16 protein-coding genes and 2 other annotated features are annotated in these 17,004 nt (G+C 43.9%); of the genes, 9 read left to right on the forward strand and 7 right to left on the reverse strand.

The genetic code is table 11. The annotated features are described in order from the left end of the window. Nucleotides 1–8: 8 nt before the first annotated feature. Nucleotides 9–857, forward strand: a complete 849-nt coding sequence (locus A5867_RS07660; protein WP_005235258.1) for a PRD domain-containing protein — start codon at nucleotides 9–11, stop codon at nucleotides 855–857. A gap of 67 nt (nucleotides 858–924) precedes the next feature. On the opposite strand, the gene A5867_RS07665 is transcribed toward A5867_RS07660, so the two are convergent. Beyond that, a complete protein-coding gene (locus tag A5867_RS07665; protein WP_170927518.1) occupies nucleotides 925–1,329 on the reverse strand; it encodes an HIT family protein in 405 nt (134 codons plus the stop codon). Nucleotides 1,330–1,499: 170 nt separating this feature from the next. Between A5867_RS07665 and A5867_RS07670 the strand changes: the two genes are divergently transcribed. From A5867_RS07670 to A5867_RS07685, 4 genes are all read left to right on the forward strand, one after another. Beyond that, nucleotides 1,500–2,480 (forward strand): aldo/keto reductase, encoded by a 981-nt coding sequence (locus tag A5867_RS07670; RefSeq protein ID WP_087627292.1) that lies wholly within the window; start codon nucleotides 1,500–1,502, stop codon nucleotides 2,478–2,480. A 75-nt stretch (nucleotides 2,481–2,555) separates the two neighbouring features. Beyond that, nucleotides 2,556–2,960 (forward strand): MerR family transcriptional regulator, encoded by a 405-nt coding sequence (locus tag A5867_RS07675; RefSeq protein ID WP_087627293.1) that lies wholly within the window; start codon nucleotides 2,556–2,558, stop codon nucleotides 2,958–2,960. A gap of 63 nt (nucleotides 2,961–3,023) precedes the next feature. Further along, nucleotides 3,024–3,584 (forward strand): NAD(P)H-binding protein, encoded by a 561-nt coding sequence (locus A5867_RS07680; protein ID WP_087627294.1) that lies wholly within the window; start codon nucleotides 3,024–3,026, stop codon nucleotides 3,582–3,584. Nucleotides 3,585–3,748: 164 nt separating this feature from the next. Continuing rightward, nucleotides 3,749–4,372 carry a YitT family protein gene (locus tag A5867_RS07685; protein ID WP_016610336.1) on the forward strand — a complete coding sequence of 208 codons (624 nt, stop codon included), beginning with the start codon at nucleotides 3,749–3,751 and terminating at the stop codon, nucleotides 4,370–4,372. Nucleotides 4,373–4,474: 102 nt separating this feature from the next. Here A5867_RS07685 and A5867_RS07690 read toward each other — a convergent pair whose 3' ends face one another. Genes A5867_RS07690 through A5867_RS07705 form a run of 4 tightly spaced genes read right to left on the reverse strand, consistent with a single transcriptional unit; the run spans nucleotide 4,475 to nucleotide 7,554 of the window. Then, nucleotides 4,475–5,239 (reverse strand): ABC transporter permease subunit, encoded by a 765-nt coding sequence (locus A5867_RS07690; protein ID WP_087627295.1) that lies wholly within the window; start codon nucleotides 5,237–5,239, stop codon nucleotides 4,475–4,477. Continuing rightward, entirely contained in the window at nucleotides 5,236–6,147 is a 912-nt protein-coding gene (locus A5867_RS07695; protein WP_087627296.1) for an ABC transporter ATP-binding protein, read from the reverse strand. Before A5867_RS07695 ends, A5867_RS07690 begins: the two co-directional genes overlap by 4 nt. After that, a complete protein-coding gene (locus tag A5867_RS07700; protein ID WP_087627297.1) occupies nucleotides 6,144–6,371 on the reverse strand; it encodes a PLD nuclease N-terminal domain-containing protein in 228 nt (75 codons plus the stop codon). Before A5867_RS07700 ends, A5867_RS07695 begins: the two co-directional genes overlap by 4 nt. Next, nucleotides 6,364–7,554, reverse strand: coding sequence for a helix-turn-helix domain-containing protein (locus tag A5867_RS07705; RefSeq protein WP_087627298.1), 1,191 nt, complete (start codon nucleotides 7,552–7,554; stop codon nucleotides 6,364–6,366). Before A5867_RS07705 ends, A5867_RS07700 begins: the two co-directional genes overlap by 8 nt. Nucleotides 7,555–7,724: 170 nt before the next feature. Here A5867_RS07705 and A5867_RS07710 point away from each other — a divergent pair, with 170 nt between their 5' ends. Next, nucleotides 7,725–8,876, forward strand: a complete 1,152-nt coding sequence (locus A5867_RS07710) for a glycerate kinase (RefSeq protein ID WP_087627299.1) — start codon at nucleotides 7,725–7,727, stop codon at nucleotides 8,874–8,876. Between the two features lie 74 nt (nucleotides 8,877–8,950). Here A5867_RS07710 and A5867_RS07715 read toward each other — a convergent pair whose 3' ends face one another. Next, nucleotides 8,951–9,289, reverse strand: coding sequence for a Rid family hydrolase (locus tag A5867_RS07715; protein WP_074535663.1), 339 nt, complete (start codon nucleotides 9,287–9,289; stop codon nucleotides 8,951–8,953). Between the two features lie 268 nt (nucleotides 9,290–9,557). Between A5867_RS07715 and A5867_RS07720 the strand changes: the two genes are divergently transcribed. Next, nucleotides 9,558–12,122 carry an HAD-IC family P-type ATPase gene (locus A5867_RS07720; RefSeq protein WP_087627300.1) on the forward strand — a complete coding sequence of 855 codons (2,565 nt, stop codon included), beginning with the start codon at nucleotides 9,558–9,560 and terminating at the stop codon, nucleotides 12,120–12,122. Nucleotides 12,123–12,138: 16 nt separating this feature from the next. Here A5867_RS07720 and A5867_RS07725 read toward each other — a convergent pair whose 3' ends face one another. After that, a complete protein-coding gene (locus A5867_RS07725; protein WP_087627301.1) occupies nucleotides 12,139–13,590 on the reverse strand; it encodes a helix-turn-helix domain-containing protein in 1,452 nt (483 codons plus the stop codon). A gap of 862 nt (nucleotides 13,591–14,452) precedes the next feature. Continuing rightward, nucleotides 14,453–14,665 (forward strand) — a binding site (T-box leader). A 66-nt stretch (nucleotides 14,666–14,731) separates the two neighbouring features. After that, nucleotides 14,732–14,979: a binding site (T-box leader), on the forward strand. A 58-nt stretch (nucleotides 14,980–15,037) separates the two neighbouring features. On the opposite strand from A5867_RS07725, the gene trpE reads away from it, so the two are divergent. Continuing rightward, nucleotides 15,038–16,444, forward strand: coding sequence for an anthranilate synthase component I (trpE, locus tag A5867_RS07740; protein WP_087627303.1), 1,407 nt, complete (start codon nucleotides 15,038–15,040; stop codon nucleotides 16,442–16,444). Next, on the forward strand, nucleotides 16,425–17,003 hold the full coding sequence (locus A5867_RS07745) for an aminodeoxychorismate/anthranilate synthase component II (protein WP_087627304.1): 579 nt from the start codon (nucleotides 16,425–16,427) through the stop codon (nucleotides 17,001–17,003). The genes trpE and A5867_RS07745 overlap by 20 nt, the downstream gene beginning before the upstream one ends. The last annotated feature ends 1 nt before the right edge of the window (nucleotide 17,004 follow it).

The following is a 17,004-nucleotide window of genomic DNA, read 5'->3' on the forward strand; positions in this document are numbered from 1 at the left end:
GAGAGTGCATGATTTACATCAAGAAAGTCTTAAATTCAAGTGTCGTACTTGTTGATAAGGAAGGCCAGGAAATGATTGCACTTGGGAAGGGGATCGGCTATGGAAAGAAAGTCGGCGACAGCATAGCCGATACCCAGATCGATCAAGTTTTTCTGCCAATCGATGAAAAAAAATCGGGTCAGTTTGCCGATTTGGTGGATGAGATTCCGTTGTACTATTTTGAAATGACCAAAGAAATCGTTCAGCTGGCGCAAAAAATGCTGCCGTATCCGCTAAATTCAACGATTTACCTTACCTTATCGGATCACTTGCACTTTGCTGTGGAACGTCAGCAAAAAGGCTTGAGTGTGACGAATCGACTCTATTGGGAAATCAAGAATTACTATACGGAGGAATTTCGAGCCGCCGAACAGGCACTACGCTTGTTGAAAGAGAAGTATCAAATTGATCTGCCGGAAGAAGAAGCCTCAAATATCGCGTTTCATTTGATCAATGCCCAGTCGAACACCGAGGAAAATCAAGATGGGTTGAAAAAAGCCAAATTGATCGGGTTGATCGTCAATATGGTACGCTACTCGATCCAGCAAGACGTCAACACCAATTCGATCCATTATAATCGCTTTATCACCCACGTGCGTTTCTTCGTTGACCGGTTCTTTTTGGATGGTCTGCTGCAAGAAGAAGACGAAGGACTATACCGTCAAATGTGGGCTCTTTATCCAAATGCTATGGAGATCGCGACAAAAGTCAAAGCCTATATCGATAAAGAATATCAAACGAAGATCCCTGTCAATGAAATCGTCTATCTAGGCGTTCATATCAATCGGTTGATGAACCATTCAGCGATCAATTCCTAAGCGTCCTCATTTTTAACAAACACAAACAAGCCGTTTCCCTTTGCTGGAAGAAACGGCTTGTTTGTATTTAGTAGGCTTGCTTGTCAGGAATCACGCCTCGAACGCCGCCTTTTGGTTCCTCCACGTCGCCTTGGTAGCGTGGGATCAAATGACAATGACAATGAAAGACCGTCTGTCCGGCAGCCTCCCCGCAATTGAAGCCGATGTTGAAGCCGTCTGGTCGATAAGTTTCCAATAAATAGGCTTTGCCTTCCTGCAATAAAGCCTGCAAGTCTTGTAATTCCTCTTGGGTGAGGACAAAATAATCCCTTCGATGTTCTTTGGGGATCAATAGCAAGTGTCCAGGGGTGACGGGAAACTTATCAAAGATCGCATAAAAGCGTTCGTTTTCAATGATCGCATGTTTTGAGGCAGTACAAAAAATACAAGTCAAAATCTTTCGCTCCTTTTTCTCGGCTAGATAGCGTATCAATACTTATCTTTAGTGTACCAAAAGCTGATTTGAAATGAAACGCACGAAAAAAAGCATGTCCTTTTGAGTCAATTGACAGTAAAATAAAAAAAAGTTTATAGATTCGCTTGACTTAGAGTGCACTTCAACCTGTATGCTTAGTGTAACTTGAAAAACAGGAGGACGAGCAAATGAACTATGTAAAATTTGGCAATACGGGACTTGATGTGTCACCTTTATGTTTAGGGACAATGGGATTTGGCGATCCCAATAGTGGCTTTCATGAGTGGGTGTTAGAAGAAGCCGACAGTCGGGAAGTCATCAAAAAAGCCTTGGATCTAGGTATCAACTTTTTTGATACGGCAAATGTCTATTCTTATGGAGCGAGCGAAGAAATCGTCGGTCGAGCATTGAATGATTTTGCGCCGCGAGATGAGATCGTGGTTGCCACAAAACTGTATTCAAAAATGAAGCAACGGCCAAACAGTGGAGGGCTGTCTCGAAAAGCGATCTTTTATCAAGTCGAACAAAGCTTAAAACGCCTACAAATGGATTACATTGATTTGTATATCATCCATCGTTGGGATTACCACACGCCAATTGAAGAAACCATGAAGGCTTTACATGATTTGGTGGTTTCTGGAAAAGTGCGCTATATTGGTGCATCCGCGATGTACGCTTGGCAATTTGCCAAAGCACAAGCAGTTGCAGAGAAAAATGGCTGGACCAAATTTGTTTCGATGCAAAATCACTTGAACTTGCTTTATCGAGAAGAAGAGCGAGAAATGATGCCCTTGTGTGCCGATCAAAAAATTGCCGTGACGCCATATAGTCCTTTGGCTGCTGGACGTTTAACCAGAGATTGGGGTGCAGAGACCAAACGGTACTTAACGGATAAAACCGCCAATCAAAAGTACGACAAAACGATGGAACAAGACCGGGAGATCGTGGCACGAGTCGCAAAGATCGCTGACAATCACCAAAGCAAACGGTCGCAAATCGCCTTGGCTTGGTTATTGCAAAAAGAACAAGTGGTCGCACCAATTATTGGCGCAACAAAAGAAAGCCACTTATTGGATGCTTTACCTGCCCTTGATCTAAAGCTGACTGCCGAAGAGATTGCTTATTTGGAAGAGTCTTACTTGCCTCATGCAGTGGTAGGAGCGGAATAACGAGTAACAAAAGGGCTTCTGGCTCGTAGCATACAAAACGATCTAGGAAAAAATGCAAAACAAGGAAGTGAAGCCATGAATATCAAGAAAGTCAGTGAACTGAGCGGTGTATCAGCTGATACCATCCGTTACTATGAAAAAATTGGGCTGATTCCGCCGGTCAAACGCAATAAAAACGGTGTTCGTGAATTTGATGATGACGACTTAAAATGGATCACCTTTACTAGGCAAATGCGTAATGCCGGACTATCGATTGATGGGTTGAGTCATTACCTGGCTTTATTTGAAGAAGGGCGAGGGACGGTTCCTGAGCGCAAGCAGCTCTTAGCAGAACAAATTGCGGTACTCAGGGAGAAAATCTCAGATATGACGGAAGCTGTTGAACGTTTAGAATACAAACTGGAACATTACGACGAGCATGTTCTGCCGACCGAAGAACGATTGCGTCAACGCAAAGCCAATCTCGTCAACAAGACTTAATGACAAGCCATTTTTTCTACTCAAAAAACGAGGCTTGAATTTTTCAAAAATGAAAGGGAGCTTATGAAACGACTTGCGATTTTAGATGCTGCTGGCACGATCGGTCAGCGATCACGGCAAAAACTTTTGGAAAGAACCAATCGACCACTCGTACTCTATGCCCGCCGTGCAACGGAGCGTTTGCATGAGATCGATGCTGCGCGTGAGACGATCATTGATGGTGACTTTCTTGATTTAGGACGACTCGTTCGGGCATTGCAAGGCTGCCAGTCGGTTTTTTTGACGGATATCCATGATCCTCGGGCAACGCTGCGGGTGATCGAGGCAATGAAATTAGCAGAGGTCAACCAATTGATCAGTGTCGCACCCGAAAAAAGACTTTGTACATCGGAGGCATTGAAGCAATTGGCAGACTTAACAGCGCCTTTTCTTGCCCCTGAAAAGCATCAGCTGCTCTTGCAGCAAAAAAATCGCTTAATGTCCTACCAATTGATTGTAGGCTCAGAGTTGGCTGTTCGCTTTGTTCATTTGCCATCAATGGAAGAATGCATGTTACAGCCAGGGGGATGGCAAGAAGCAGTCGCAGAAGAAATGCTTGCGATGTATCACTGCTATACAGCCTAAAGCCTGTGCATTTGTGATGAAAACCAACATGCTTTCTTGAAGTTCAGAATCATTTTTTTCATGTTTTCATGAAAAAAATGGTTCTTTCTTTTGAGCTTTTTTTGATAGAATAGACAGAAGCTTTTATCCATAAAATTAGTTGCCAGATTGAAAGGAGAACGTTGATGGAATCACTTATCAAAAAAAATCTTGCTTTATTGCTTGGGGTGCTGTGGATCTGCATCGCATTAAACTTTTTCCTTTTGCCTCACAGTATTGCTTCTGCTGGTGTCGGGTCGATCGGCTATCTGATCGAAACCGGCTGGTCGATCAATCGTCATATCGTTGTCTGGGGGATTAATTTATTGATGCTGGCGTTGGCATTTTTGCTTTTAAAGCGAGAGGTCTTTGTCAATACGGTTATCGGCAGTCTGGCATTTCCCGTTCTTCTGGCGCTTTTACCAGAGATCATGCTCTTGCGTTTTTATTCTGTTTCCTTGATTTTAGGTAGTTTCTTCTTTAGCTTCGGTATTTTTTCACTTTATAAAATCGGTGCTTCCAATGGTGGGGTCACGATTCCGCCGCTGATTTTGGAAAAATACTATGGCATTCGAAAGTCTAGTGGTGTCTTCTTAACCAATCTGATCATCATCTTGTTGAATCTCCTGATTTTTTCTTGGCAAGAAGCCCTCATTTCCGCTTTCTCTATCTATTTGATTGCCTTTTTCATGCGCTTCTTTATGCGGATCGAGCAAAAAACACAGGCAAAAAAAGCAGTGAACGTTCAAGAAACAGCAGAACTAGAATAAACTAGCAGAAGCAAACCATCGGTGCAACAGGTAGTGACCCCCAAGAGTTAGACGAAACGTCTACCTATAGGAGGTCAGTCCAACATTTGCACCGATGGTTTTTTAATAGTTTCTTTTTCTCAAAACAGCAATAGCCCCCGCTAGGCAGCTGATGATCAATAAGCAACTCAGCAGCAGCGCTGGCAGCAGTTCCCCTAGTTTGATTTGGTCGGTTAAGTAGTTAGGAAATTGGCTGGAAAGGGAATAAGGATTCCAGTTTGTTACTTGACTCCATAGGTTGCCTAACATGCCCATCAGATAACAGACGCCAATAAACAACAAACCTTGATAGATACTTTTAGCAAAGCTGGAACCTAGCAGCAGGATGCTGATTGCTAGTAAACCAAACAGCCAATAGCTGAACAATGCGCTAGGGACTTGAGCAGCGCTGGAATCATCGAAATAAATCATCGTATAAAAAGCACTGACACTGGCACTTAGGAGGTAACTCAAAGACCACAGAATCGTTAAATAGCCAGCTTTGGCACAGACGATCGTCGTTTTCGGTAATCCTTTCGTAATCAGCTGAATAAAGGTCCCTTGGGCTATTTCGGCAGAGAGCGTATCGGTAAAAAGAACCACAAATACCAGCAGACCAATCGTTCCAATATTGCTGTAAAACTGCAGCCATGCATCGATCGCAGTCGGATCAGCAATCGTGACCTCAATCGATTCTGGCATCATACTGGCCATCAAATCGGGCATGATTTTCGCGGTAAAGGGAGAGAGCATACCAATCAGCGCAAACAGAATCAAACAAATCAGCAGTTTTTTGCTGTGAAGACCACCGAGAAATTCTTTTTTTAAGAAAACAAGAAACACCTTCATTTGATCACCTCCAAATAAATCGCCTCTAAAGTCGGTTCGATCCGTTGAAAGGATTCAGGTACTATCTGTTGTTCATTGAGCAATCGCAGCAACTGCTTTCCAACATTCGTGTCGGCAGTTTCGTCGATCAGTAATTGATTGTTCTTTCTTTCTGCCGCAATGCCGTGGGATGCTAACAGATTGGCAAATTTCGAATGGTCACCTTCGTTGGTAAAGACAATCCCAAAGGCGGTTTTTCGATAACGTTTTTTTAAGGAATCCATCGGATCAAACGCCTGGATCTGGCCTTTGTGCAAAATCGCAATGTAATCTGACAGCTGCTCGACATCTGCGAGAATATGGGATGAAAAAAGAACTGTCGTTTCTTCTTTGATTTTAGCCAATACATCAAGAAAGGCCTTGCGACCTAAAGGATCAAGTGCAGAGGTCGGCTCATCGCAAATCAAGATAGCTGGTCGGTTGATCAATGCTTGAGCTAATCCAAGACGCTGCTTCATGCCTCGAGAAAAGCCAGCGATTTTTTGTTTCGAAGCTTCCAGGCCTACCAACGCTAAAACTTCCATCACCCGCTGAGGCTGAAAAGGTTCTTGATTGGGCTGGATCTTTCCGCAAAAAGTCAAATATTCTACAGCTGTCATAAACGAGTAAAACTGCGGTACATCTGGTAAATAGCCGATCCAGCGATTGGTCTTGGCTGAGCCGAATTGCACCACTTCGCCGCAAACGGTGATTTCGCCTTCATCAATGGGGAGCAATCCTAAAATCGCTTTCATGGTCGTTGTTTTGCCAGCACCATTTTCCCCGACAAACCCCACAACGCTGCCCTTTGGAACCGAAAAGGTTAGGTCTTGCAGCACTTGTTTGCGCCCAAAACGCTTGGATAAATGGTTGATCTCGATCATCTTCATTGTTGGTCCTCTTTTCCGAAAGCAAAATAAAGGATAGGACCGATCAGGCTAACAAAACAGGCGATGAAAAGCCAAAGAATACGGGAGCCGAATTTAAACTGTTCTTGTTTTAAAATATCGCGAACCGCCAAGATGATCAGGACCAATTGCAAAACAATCAAGGGGATCAGTACGGGCAAATAATCAGATATATTTTCTGGTATATTTAGTGAAACACTATTCATGTGAAGCCCTCCTTTGTGGCTCATTTTCTTGTTCGGACAGTTTTTGCAGCTGCTGAAATAATTCTTCAAATAGTGGTTGCTTCAGATAAGGTTCAAATAATGGTGTGAACTGCGCGATTTCGAGAAATTGCTTTTTGACATTGTCTGAGTTCCGCGGGATCTGACTGCCTAATTCTAATTCGCTGATCCACTCATCGATGCTGTTGAAATAATCGTCTCCTTTCAAAACGATTTCCTCAGGCGTGTCTGCTAATGTTTTGACATACAGTGTTAATGCTTGCAGCAATAAGCTTTCTTTTCCTAAAGCCGCAAACGAAACCATCCCAGCGGCTAGAAAATTCAGTAAAGAGAGGGGATGCAGCTGGGCCAGTTGGAAGCTCTCGCTGAGTGCCAGCCCACGTGCAAAGGTTTTTTCCAGTTGCTCCTCGTCTTGTGTGAGCATTGCCAAATAATTTGTCAGTAAGCTCATAAAAAGGATCAAGTATTGATAAATCGCACTTTGCGTCACAATCTCAGCTTGCTGCAACTGATTTTTTTGCTGAAATGCGGCGGCAATCAACGGTTCGCTAGGTAAGAAAGAGAGAGTTTTCGTGCCAAGGATCGCCAAGACCTCATCGGGCTTGTTTCTCATCAACAGACAATAGGCTTCGATTTGTTGCGCTTGTTGTGCCAACGCATTGTCACCATGCGCAATGATCCGTTGATAAAGGATTTCTGCTTCTTTCAAATAGGTAGTTTTCTTCGCTTCCATCAAGGCTTCTTCAGAGGGGTGCCCTTCTGTGCTATCTGCTACAGGGACATCTGGCAAAAGATCCCAATGATTTAAGTAAAAGGAGCCCATCTGTAACAAGAACGGGTAACAAGAGTAATACCGTTTGGTAAAACTTTGTGCCAGCGCGAGGACTTCGCTTGGTGTTTTTGTTTGAAAGGCGTCTTTTAGTAATTGATAGATTCGCTGGATCTCTTTAGGAGATAGCTGCGAGTCCAAAATCAATAATTCATCGACGCTGCAATCAAAATACGCTGCTAATAAGGGCAGCGAGGTGATATCTGGATAAGACTGTCCCGTTTCCCATTTCGAAACGGATGCTTTGGACACATTCATAAACACTGCTAATTCTTGCTGGGTAATACCTCGTTGTTTTCTTCTCCGAGCGATTTCCTCGCCAATTGGTAAGTCCATAGTGCACCTCCGATAGGTTTGTTTGGTATACTTCTATCATAAGAGGATAAGAGATGACTTACAATGGATTGCTAGTTAATTTTTGGTTGATTTAATTAACTACAAGTTGATTATAAGGCGAAGTATTCCAACTTTTGGGAAAGAGATGATCGTAAATGAGAGGTAGAAAAATGAAAGTTGTAGCAGCGATCGATTCCTTCAAAGGAAGTGCCACTTCCGCAGAACTAAATCAAGCGGTCTTAAGCGGGTTTTCAGACCAGTGGGAAACACGCAGTATCCCAATCGCTGATGGGGGAGAAGGGTCAATGGCAGCAGTCATTGCTGCGCTGGGAGGCAATTACGAAACGGTTTCAGTGACCGCTCCATTAGGCGGTAAGTTGCAAGCCCGTATGTTGATCACAAAAATCAAGGAAGAAAAAATTGCCCTGATTGAATCTGCAGAAGTGATTGGGTTGCAACTCGTGGAACCTAGTGACGAGACCACCCGCAATAGCTCTTCTTTTGGTTTAGGCCAAATGGTCTTAGCAGCTTGCAGGCAAGGTGTGAAAAAAATTTACCTGACCCTTGGCGGTAGCGGCACTTCTGATGGGGGTGTAGGCTTTTTACTTGCGCTTGGAGCAACCATTCAAAGAAACGAGCGGATGGAAAACAATCCTTTGCTGCAAGCAGAATCTCTGGCGCTCAGCCAGTTGAACCCTCTGCTTGCACAAATTGACCTGTTTGCATTAGCCGATGTAACGAATCCCTATTTTGGCAATCAGGGATTTGCGCAGGTTTTTGGTCCGCAAAAAGGGGCATCCCAAGAAACGATCCAGCAGTTGGATCAGCAGGCAAAGCGCTTGGCTGAGCACATCAAGCGGACCGCGGGGATCGATCTGGAAGTCCCTGGTGCTGGTGCGGCAGGTGGGCTTGGTGGTGCTGTTCGTTTGGCAGGTGGTCAATTGGTTCCTGGATTTGCGACGATCGCTTCATTGGTTGGATTTGAGGAAAAAATCAAAGAAGCAGATTTGTTGATCACGGGTGAAGGACGCATCGATGGGCAAACCGCTGGGGGAAAAGTACCCTATGGCGTCACGTTGCTCGCCCACAAACATCAGGTCCCGGTTGTTGCCATCTGCGGCTCCCGAAGCGACGATCTAGGAAAACTGCCGCAACTACTATCTGCCGTCTTTTGTATCCAGCAAGGTCCGATTTCGTTGACAGAAGCGATGGAGAAAAAGCGAACCTTAGTGAATGCTCAACAGACTGCTCAAGCCATCGCTGGTTTTGTGGAACAGTGGCAAAAAAAGACTGAATCAGACGCTTCAAATAGGACTGAATAAGAAGATAACACCAAAAAAACTTCGTATTGGCTACTGCCTTTTGTACGAAGTTTTTTTGGTGTTTCTCTCTGTGCTTAAGCCAAGGTAGCTTGTGCTTCAATCTCTACTTTAAATTCAGGGGCAACCAAGCCGGCAACGATGACGAGACTCATGGCTGGTTTGTTTTCTGCCAAAATAGTTGTAAACGCCGTACGGACAGCAGCTAAGTAGGCTGCATCTGTTAAAAAGACGGTCATTTTGACCACTGATGACCAAGTCAACTGATTGGCTGATAGTAGCTGTTCGATCTTTTTCAAAACGATGGTTGTTTGCTCTTGCGGGTCCTCAGGTGTGGCTCCGTCTTGCGACGGCGTTTGACCAGAAATGAAAAGAAAAGGTCCTTGAGCGATTTTTGTATCGGTATAGATTGCCATTTCTTTGGCTCCTTTCGTCTATCTTGCCTTTGGATGATGGGACAGATAGAAATTGATTGGGTGTGTCCTAGTTTACTTGATTCCACCTGCAAAAACAATCAACGGACGTTTTCAGTTGGTTGTGTGAAGCCACGCGACCAAGCCGCTCTTCCCCTTTAATAAAAGCACTCATTTTTTTCAGGCCCCGCTGAAATTATCGCCAGAATTTTATGGTTTCAATGTCTTATACTATGTTCAGATCAAATAAATAAACAAGGAGGAAAAAAATATGAATTGGTACAAAAACACAATAGAAGAACTATTACACACCTTGCAAACAACACGGCAGGGCCTTTCCTCCGAAGAACGCAACCAGCGTTTAGCAAAGCAAGGTGAAAATAAAATTACGGAGGCAGCGCAGATCCCCACATGGAAGAAATTCGGCAAGCACTTTACCGACTTACTGATGTTGGTCTTGATCGTCGCAGCCGTCTTAAAAGGGATTTCTGGTGATTATATCGAAAGCGGCATTATTATGGCAGTCGTCGTCATCAATGGATTCGTCGGCTACTGGCAAGAGCGCAAAGCCCAAGAATCACTGGATGGATTGAAGCAGTTCATGGGGCAAGAAGCAACGATTTATGTTCACGGCCGCAAGAAGAAAATTGCTGTTTCTTCCTTAGTAAATGGAGATTTAGTCGTTTTAGGACCAGGAGATGTTGTACCAGCAGATATGCGCTTGATCGAAACCCATGATCTTGTGATTGAAGAGTCGATTTTAACTGGCGAATCTGAGCCTGTTCAAAAAATGACCGAGCCTATTACTCAAGAAAGTACGATTGGCGACCAGCGAAACATGGCGTTTTCTGGTACCCATGTAGAAAGCGGAACTGCCAGCGGGATCGTCGTTGAAACAGGAGACGATACACAAATCGGCCAGATCAATCAAGCAATTCAGTCTGTGAAAGCGCAAGAAACCCCGTTGATCAAAAAAATGAAGCAATTGAATCACCAAATCTTTAAAGGAATTATCGGATTAGTGGTTTTCTTGATCTTCTTTACTACCTTCCGCTACGGCTTTGATCTTGATCTCTTGTTCTCATCAGGTATCGCCTTAGTGGTAGCGATGATTCCTGAGGGCTTGCCAGCCGTGCTGACCATGATTTTATCGATGGGTGTCAAGGAAATGTCTGAGGAGCAAGCAATCATCAAAACGATGCCATCAGTGGAGACACTAGGTGCCATGACGGTGATTTGTTCAGACAAAACAGGAACCTTGACCAAAAATGAAATGACGGTCGTCGATGTTTTAGTTGAGTCAAACGTGGATAAAGCAACGGTGCTTGATATCATGGCAAATTGTCAAGACTTGAAGCATGACGAAGGACAAAAGGCTGCGGATCTCGTTGGGAACCCAACCGAAAAAGCCTTGTTACAATACGCAGAATCAGCGCAGCAACCATTGCGTAAAACAGTCGATAAGATTCCTTTTAGTTCCTCTTACAAGTACATGGCAACACGCCATCAAAATCAAGAAGAGCCGAATGCCTCGGTAGTTTTTGTCAAAGGTGCACCCGAAGTGTTGCTTGAGAAAAGCCAACTGACTTCAGATCAAAAGCAATGGTGGTTAGATGAAAGTGCAAAATTAGCAGCGAAAGGGCAGCGGCTGATCGGCTTTGCGCATCTGACGCTGTCGGCACAGGAGTCCTTGTCCCACGAAGGGCTAACCAATTTAACCTTTGTCGGGATCGCTGGTATCATTGATCCTCCGAAAGACAGTGCCATCAAAGCAGTAAAAGAGTGCTTGCAAGCGGGCATCCAAGTCAAAATGATCACAGGAGACCATGGCAAGACCGCTCAAGCCATCGGCAAGCAAATTGGCTTGAAGCACACGAATCACGTGTTGGAAGGGCTAGAAATCGATCTGTTGTCGGAGGAAGAATTGCAGCAAGCAGTCCAAAAGACAGACATCTTTGCTCGAACGACCCCTGAGCATAAATTACGGATCGTTAGTGCTTTGCAGGCGAATGAAGAGATCGTCGGAATGACCGGTGATGGCGTAAACGATGCACCAGCGCTGAAAAAAGCCGATATTGGGATCGCTATGGGGATCAAAGGCAGTGAAGTAACCAAGCAAGCAGCCGATATGGTTTTGGCAGACGATAATTTTCATACGATCGCCAATGCCGTCCGAGTGGGTCGTCGAATCTACGATAATTTGAAGAAAACCATCAACTTCTTCTTACCAACTGCGGTTGCTCAAGGATTGATCGTTATTGCGGCACTCTTGTTGAACCGACCACTGCCACTGACACCTGTCCAAATTTTATGGGTAAATATGGTGACAACGATCACGCTTTCTTACGCACTCGGTTTTGAAAAGGCAAGTGCGGATGTCATGAATCGACCACCACGGCCAATCAAAGAAGGCATCTTGTCTTGGTACAGCTTGTTCCGCATCTTCTACGTCTCGCTGTTGATCATGATTCCTTCTTACGTCTTAGCGGTTCAATTTGAGGGAACGGTCCTTCAGCAAAGCATGCTGCTGCAAAGTATCGTCTTTGCCCAAGCGGTCTACTTGTTGAACTGTCGGGAGCTGGTCAAGCCAGCCTTGAATCGCCAACTGCTTGCCAACCGAGCGCTATTAGTTTCTCTTTCACTGCTGATCGTATTACAGGCAGCGATTTTCCTAACCCCTCTAGGACACCAGCTTTTAGGGATCGGTTCTTTGACCTTGATGCAGCAGTTGAGTATCGCTGCTAACGGCGCACTCCTTTTCGCAGTCGTTGAGGGTGAGAAATTTATTACGAATAAGCTGCAAGGACGGCAAAAAGCCGCTCCAGTGAAGCAGTAGCGGCAGCTTGATGATTCTAGCGATAGCTTAAATAATAGGTTTGGATGAGCTCAGTCACTTGATTGAGCTCATTTTTCGTTGGTACCATCGATAAGTAAAAAACTGGAACAGATACTTCCTCTAAAGGGAAATTTGAGAGAATAAAATCAACCTCGATTTTCGCCAACGCTTCTAGTTGACCAGGCTCGATCGCCGATAAAAGGATGCGGGCACCGAGGAAGTCATTCAATTCTTGCAGGAGGTAAGCTTTCCAAGCAGGCTCACCTTGGAAAACAAAATATCCTTTTGCGCGAATGGGATTGATTTGTAAAATCGCTTGTTGGATCAGTAAGGTGGTGGTTGACCATAATGGAAAACTCATTTCCGATTGACTGGCTGTTTGCTCTTCTAAAAAGTCATGGATCGTCGCTTCGATCGATAGCGAATAGGGTTGATTTAACCGTTGGATCTCGTGAAATTCTAGCCCGAACAATTCTGAGAGCTTGGCTGACTCTTGCGATTTGATCAAAAGCAACAGTAGATTCTCAATCAGTTGTGTATCACTAGCTAAAGACAACTGCAACAAGCGGTCTAGTTTTCCAACAAAATGGGTCGTTTTCTGATAAATGGTTTGGTAGGATTCAAGGGTTGCTTGGATCGTTGCGGACCAGTCGTTATTGTAGTTCCAACTTTCTAAGAAGCAGTAGAAGCTAAAGAAGTGTTCGCTGCGTTCTAAATAAACGCCTTCTTTTTGATACAGCTGGCTTAATGGCTGTTGGAAAAGGCTATAAAGGGGATCGTCCCCCTGAAATTCAAAGGAATCGATACGGCAATTGGCTTTGATGCGAATCGTATTGATAAAAAACCAGCAGGTACCGTAGATTTGTTCCACTTCGATCTGCAGCTTGGCTTTTGCTAAGCGATCCAAGAAATGATAATAGTGGGACTCATGAATCGTATATTCCTCAAAAAAGTAATTGTTATGGGTGTATGGCAGTAACAGGCGATGAAAAAAAACACGGATGTTGATCTCACTTCCTTCAAAGCGGATCATGCGATTGGTGATCCGAATCCGCAACGAAAAATCAGTGAGACTTTTGTTTAATTTTGTCACATGTCGTCGCAAGGTCTCATAGGATGTCCCTGTTTGGCTAAGAATATCTTGCGTACGGAGTTCGCTGGAAAAAAGCAATGCTTTCATCAAAGAAACACCGATCGATTGAGGGAAAAACGTTTCCCAGAGCTGACTCATCAACAATGGCCCATCATGGGTCAGAGCAAAGCCACTACTGGCAGCATCGATCTGCCAACCATCAGGCAATTGTTGGCGAATATAGGTTAGATCGGAAAAAACGGTTCGCTCCGTCGTATCGATCAATTTTGCTAGTTGCTTGGCAGTGATCATTTTGTGATTCGCCAGTTGTTCCAAGAGAAGGATCTGACGTAATAAATCCTTCTCCGTAATGATTTTTTTCATCATCCCATCCATGACAAAAACTTCCTTTCCGAGTCCTGAAGGTCAAAAGAGTCACATTGACTGTTTTGATGAAAGACAACTCTTTCGTGTTCTTTTTGATTTTATACGAAAAAGGCAAGTTTTGCTATTTCCAATTCACTGGATGATGTTTTTTTTATTAAAAAAGCTGGGATCGACAACCTTCTGAGTAACTGTCTAAAGGAATGCGTTTGTTTTATGTGTTTTAACGGTTAGAGGTCTATCATGTGTTCGTATTTCTTCATTCGCAAATACATAGAATAACTTTCTTTCGACAATTTTATTTTTGAGGAAAAAAGACTCTTTTTGCGAGAGGCGTAGAGTTTTCGATGGAGCGCAGAATTGATGATCCATTCAATTTCTGCTTGTTCTTCCTCGGATAATTCGACTTTTTTCTCATTGGATTGAATGAGAGAGTAAGTAAATTCTAAGCAGCTCATTTTATAAATAAAGGTGGAAAAATATAATTTGTCTATGTGCATTTAATCACCCTTTCTTACATTCGGTTCAATCATATAGAAGAATATTTCAAATAACAATTCTGTTTTTTCATGATGTTATGAAAATTTTGGATAAATGTCGATTTTTTGGCAAAATTATAGCAAAGCTTTCACTCTTTGATCTTCACGTAAGGGTTATAAAAAAACAAATATTATTTAAATGGAGTAGCAGCTATAATTAAGTACGCTGAAAGAAGTGAAGGAGATTTTTGTCCAAAAGAATGTCTTTTTATTTTGGTTAAGGCAACCCATTGTAGGTTGTTTTCTTGTATTGTCAAAAGGAGACAAAAAAATAAAATTCGCTTTTTTCTGTTGACAGATCAGCAAAAGCCACGTAATATAGCTACCAATAACTAGTAAAGACCAAACAAAAGAGAAGTATGAGGACGTTCGTCTTGCAGAGAGCTGATGGTGGTGTAAATCAGCAGATTGACGCTTCAGAAATGGACTTTTGTGTCGAAAGGCTGAAATCAGTAGGCTTTTTTCGGGATCTCCCGTTACAGAGAACGATTGTTGATAGACGATCTAGAGAACCAATTGAGGTGGCACCGTGAGTAATCGCCCTCATGCAGACGAGTTTGTTTGCATGAGGGTTTTTTTGTTTTTCTTGCCCTTCAACCAATAAAAAAATAAACGTAAAATCAAACTAAGAGAAGTACTTGAGTCTTTTTTGGTTACAGAAAGTCGGCGGTGATGAGAGTCCGATACCAAGAAATCAAGGAAATGGCCTTAGCCGATCATTTTTTGAACCCTTTTTTTGGCAGTAGGAAAATGCGGGAACTCCCGTTATAGAGGAAGACCGTTGTTAGACGGTTGATAGAGAAGAAGTTGTTTTTTTAGGCAACTTTCAATTGAGGTGGTACCGCGGTCATTCGCCCTCAAGCAGACGTTTTTATGATGTTTGCTTGAGGGCTTTTTGTTTACAAAGAAAGGAGCAGCTTATGTATCGAATGGAACGAATCAACAGCGATTGTTTGACACCTGTCTCAGTGTTTTTACGGATTCAAGGGGCGCATAAATGTTTACTGGAAAGTATTCCCAGAGAAGAAGATACGGGACGCTATTCGATCCTCACCTTTGATCCTGTTCAGAAACTGACCTTTAAGGATGGTGTTTTTCAAGTGGAGGATCTTTTGGAAAAAACGGTCAACAAGTATCCCTGTCAGGACCCTTTAAAAGAAATGGAACGGTATGTAGTCAAAAAAGAAACCACCGCTTTACCGAATCTGCCGTTGCAAAGTGGGGCGATCGGGTATGCGGGCTATGATATCGCAGCTTGCTATGAAGACATTGGACAATTGCCAGCAGATGAATTGCAGGTGCCTGATATGGCCTTTTGGCTTTTTGAAACCTTTCTCGTTCTGGACCATCAAAGGGAAACCTTGACGATCATCCTTGAAAATTGCTACAGCCAAAGGGGGACCGCCGAGATGGAGCAGGTACTCCAAGCGGTGCAGCAGCAATTAAGGACACCAGTCGCAGCTGAGATCCGTGGGTTATCGAATGAAAAGCTGCATTTTACAAGTAATGTTACTCAACATGCCTATGAAATGATCGTTCGTGAGGCAAAAGCCCGAATTACGGCAGGGGATATGTTTCAAGTGGTTCCTTCCCAACGTCTGCAAGCAGCATTTACGCAAGATCCTTTTGACTATTACCGAAAACTGCGAGTGACGAATCCGTCTGCCTACCTCTATTATCTTGATTTCGATCACGGATTCAAAGTGATCGGCAGTTCACCTGAAAGCTTGATTCGGGTTCAAGGAACAACGATCACCACAAATCCAATCGCTGGTACCCGCAAACGAGGGGCAACCAAAGCAGAAGACGAAACTTTGGCGGCGGAACTATTAGCAGATGAAAAAGAACGTGCAGAGCACCAAATGCTGATCGATCTGGGGCGCAATGATTTGGGCCGAATCGCTGAACATGGCACGGTTCATGTTCCTTTATACATGGTGATTGAGAAATACCGCTATGTCATGCATATCGTTTCGGTTGTGGCTGCCAAGCGCAGAGCAGGTGTGACGGCAATGGATGCCTTGAAAGCAACCCTGCCAGCAGGCACGGTCAGCGGGGCACCAAAGATTCGTGCCATGACTCGCATCTATCAATGGGAAGCTGTTCGAAGAGGGGTTTATGCGGGAGCTGTTGGGTATTTTTCTCGAAACGATCAAGCGGATTTTGCCATCGGGATTCGGACAATGGTTTTGAAAGACGCGATCGCTTATGTCCAGGCAGGGGCGGGTGTCGTTTATGATTCTGATCCCTCATCTGAATACCACGAAACCTTACACAAAGCCAAAGCACTATTGGAGGTGTCAGCCAATGATCTTACTCGTCGATAACTATGATTCGTTTACTTACAATCTTCTCCAGCTCTGTCCAGAAGAAACAGTCGTCTTGCGAAATGATGATCCAGACCTTTTCCTTGTTGCTGAAGAAGCAGATGCCATCATTTTTTCCCCAGGACCAGGCCGTCCCGCAGAGGCAGGATTCATGATTCCTTTGATCAAAACATATCACAATAGCAAGCCGCTTCTAGGGATCTGCTTAGGTCATCAAGCCATTGGAGAAGCGTTTGGTGCCAAAGTGGTCCAAGCACCAGCCATTATGCACGGCAAGCAATCGAGCCTTACGTATCAGAAAAAAGGCGTATTCGAAACCTACCTAGGAGACATGACTGTCATGCGCTATCACTCGCTGGTCATTGAGCCAGCGACCCTTCCTACACAATTTGAGGTGTTGGCTGAAACAAAAGGGATCATCATGGCGATCCAGCATCGACAAAAGCCGATCGTAGGACTTCAATTCCACCCTGAATCAATGGGGACAAACGAAGGGGTATTTTTTATCCAACGGTTTCTTGAACTCATTCCAGAAAACTCAGCAAAAAGCAGCAAATGAA

This window comes from Enterococcus sp. 6D12_DIV0197, assembly GCF_002174385.1.
Taxonomy (GTDB): domain Bacteria; phylum Bacillota; class Bacilli; order Lactobacillales; family Enterococcaceae; genus Enterococcus_D; species Enterococcus_D casseliflavus.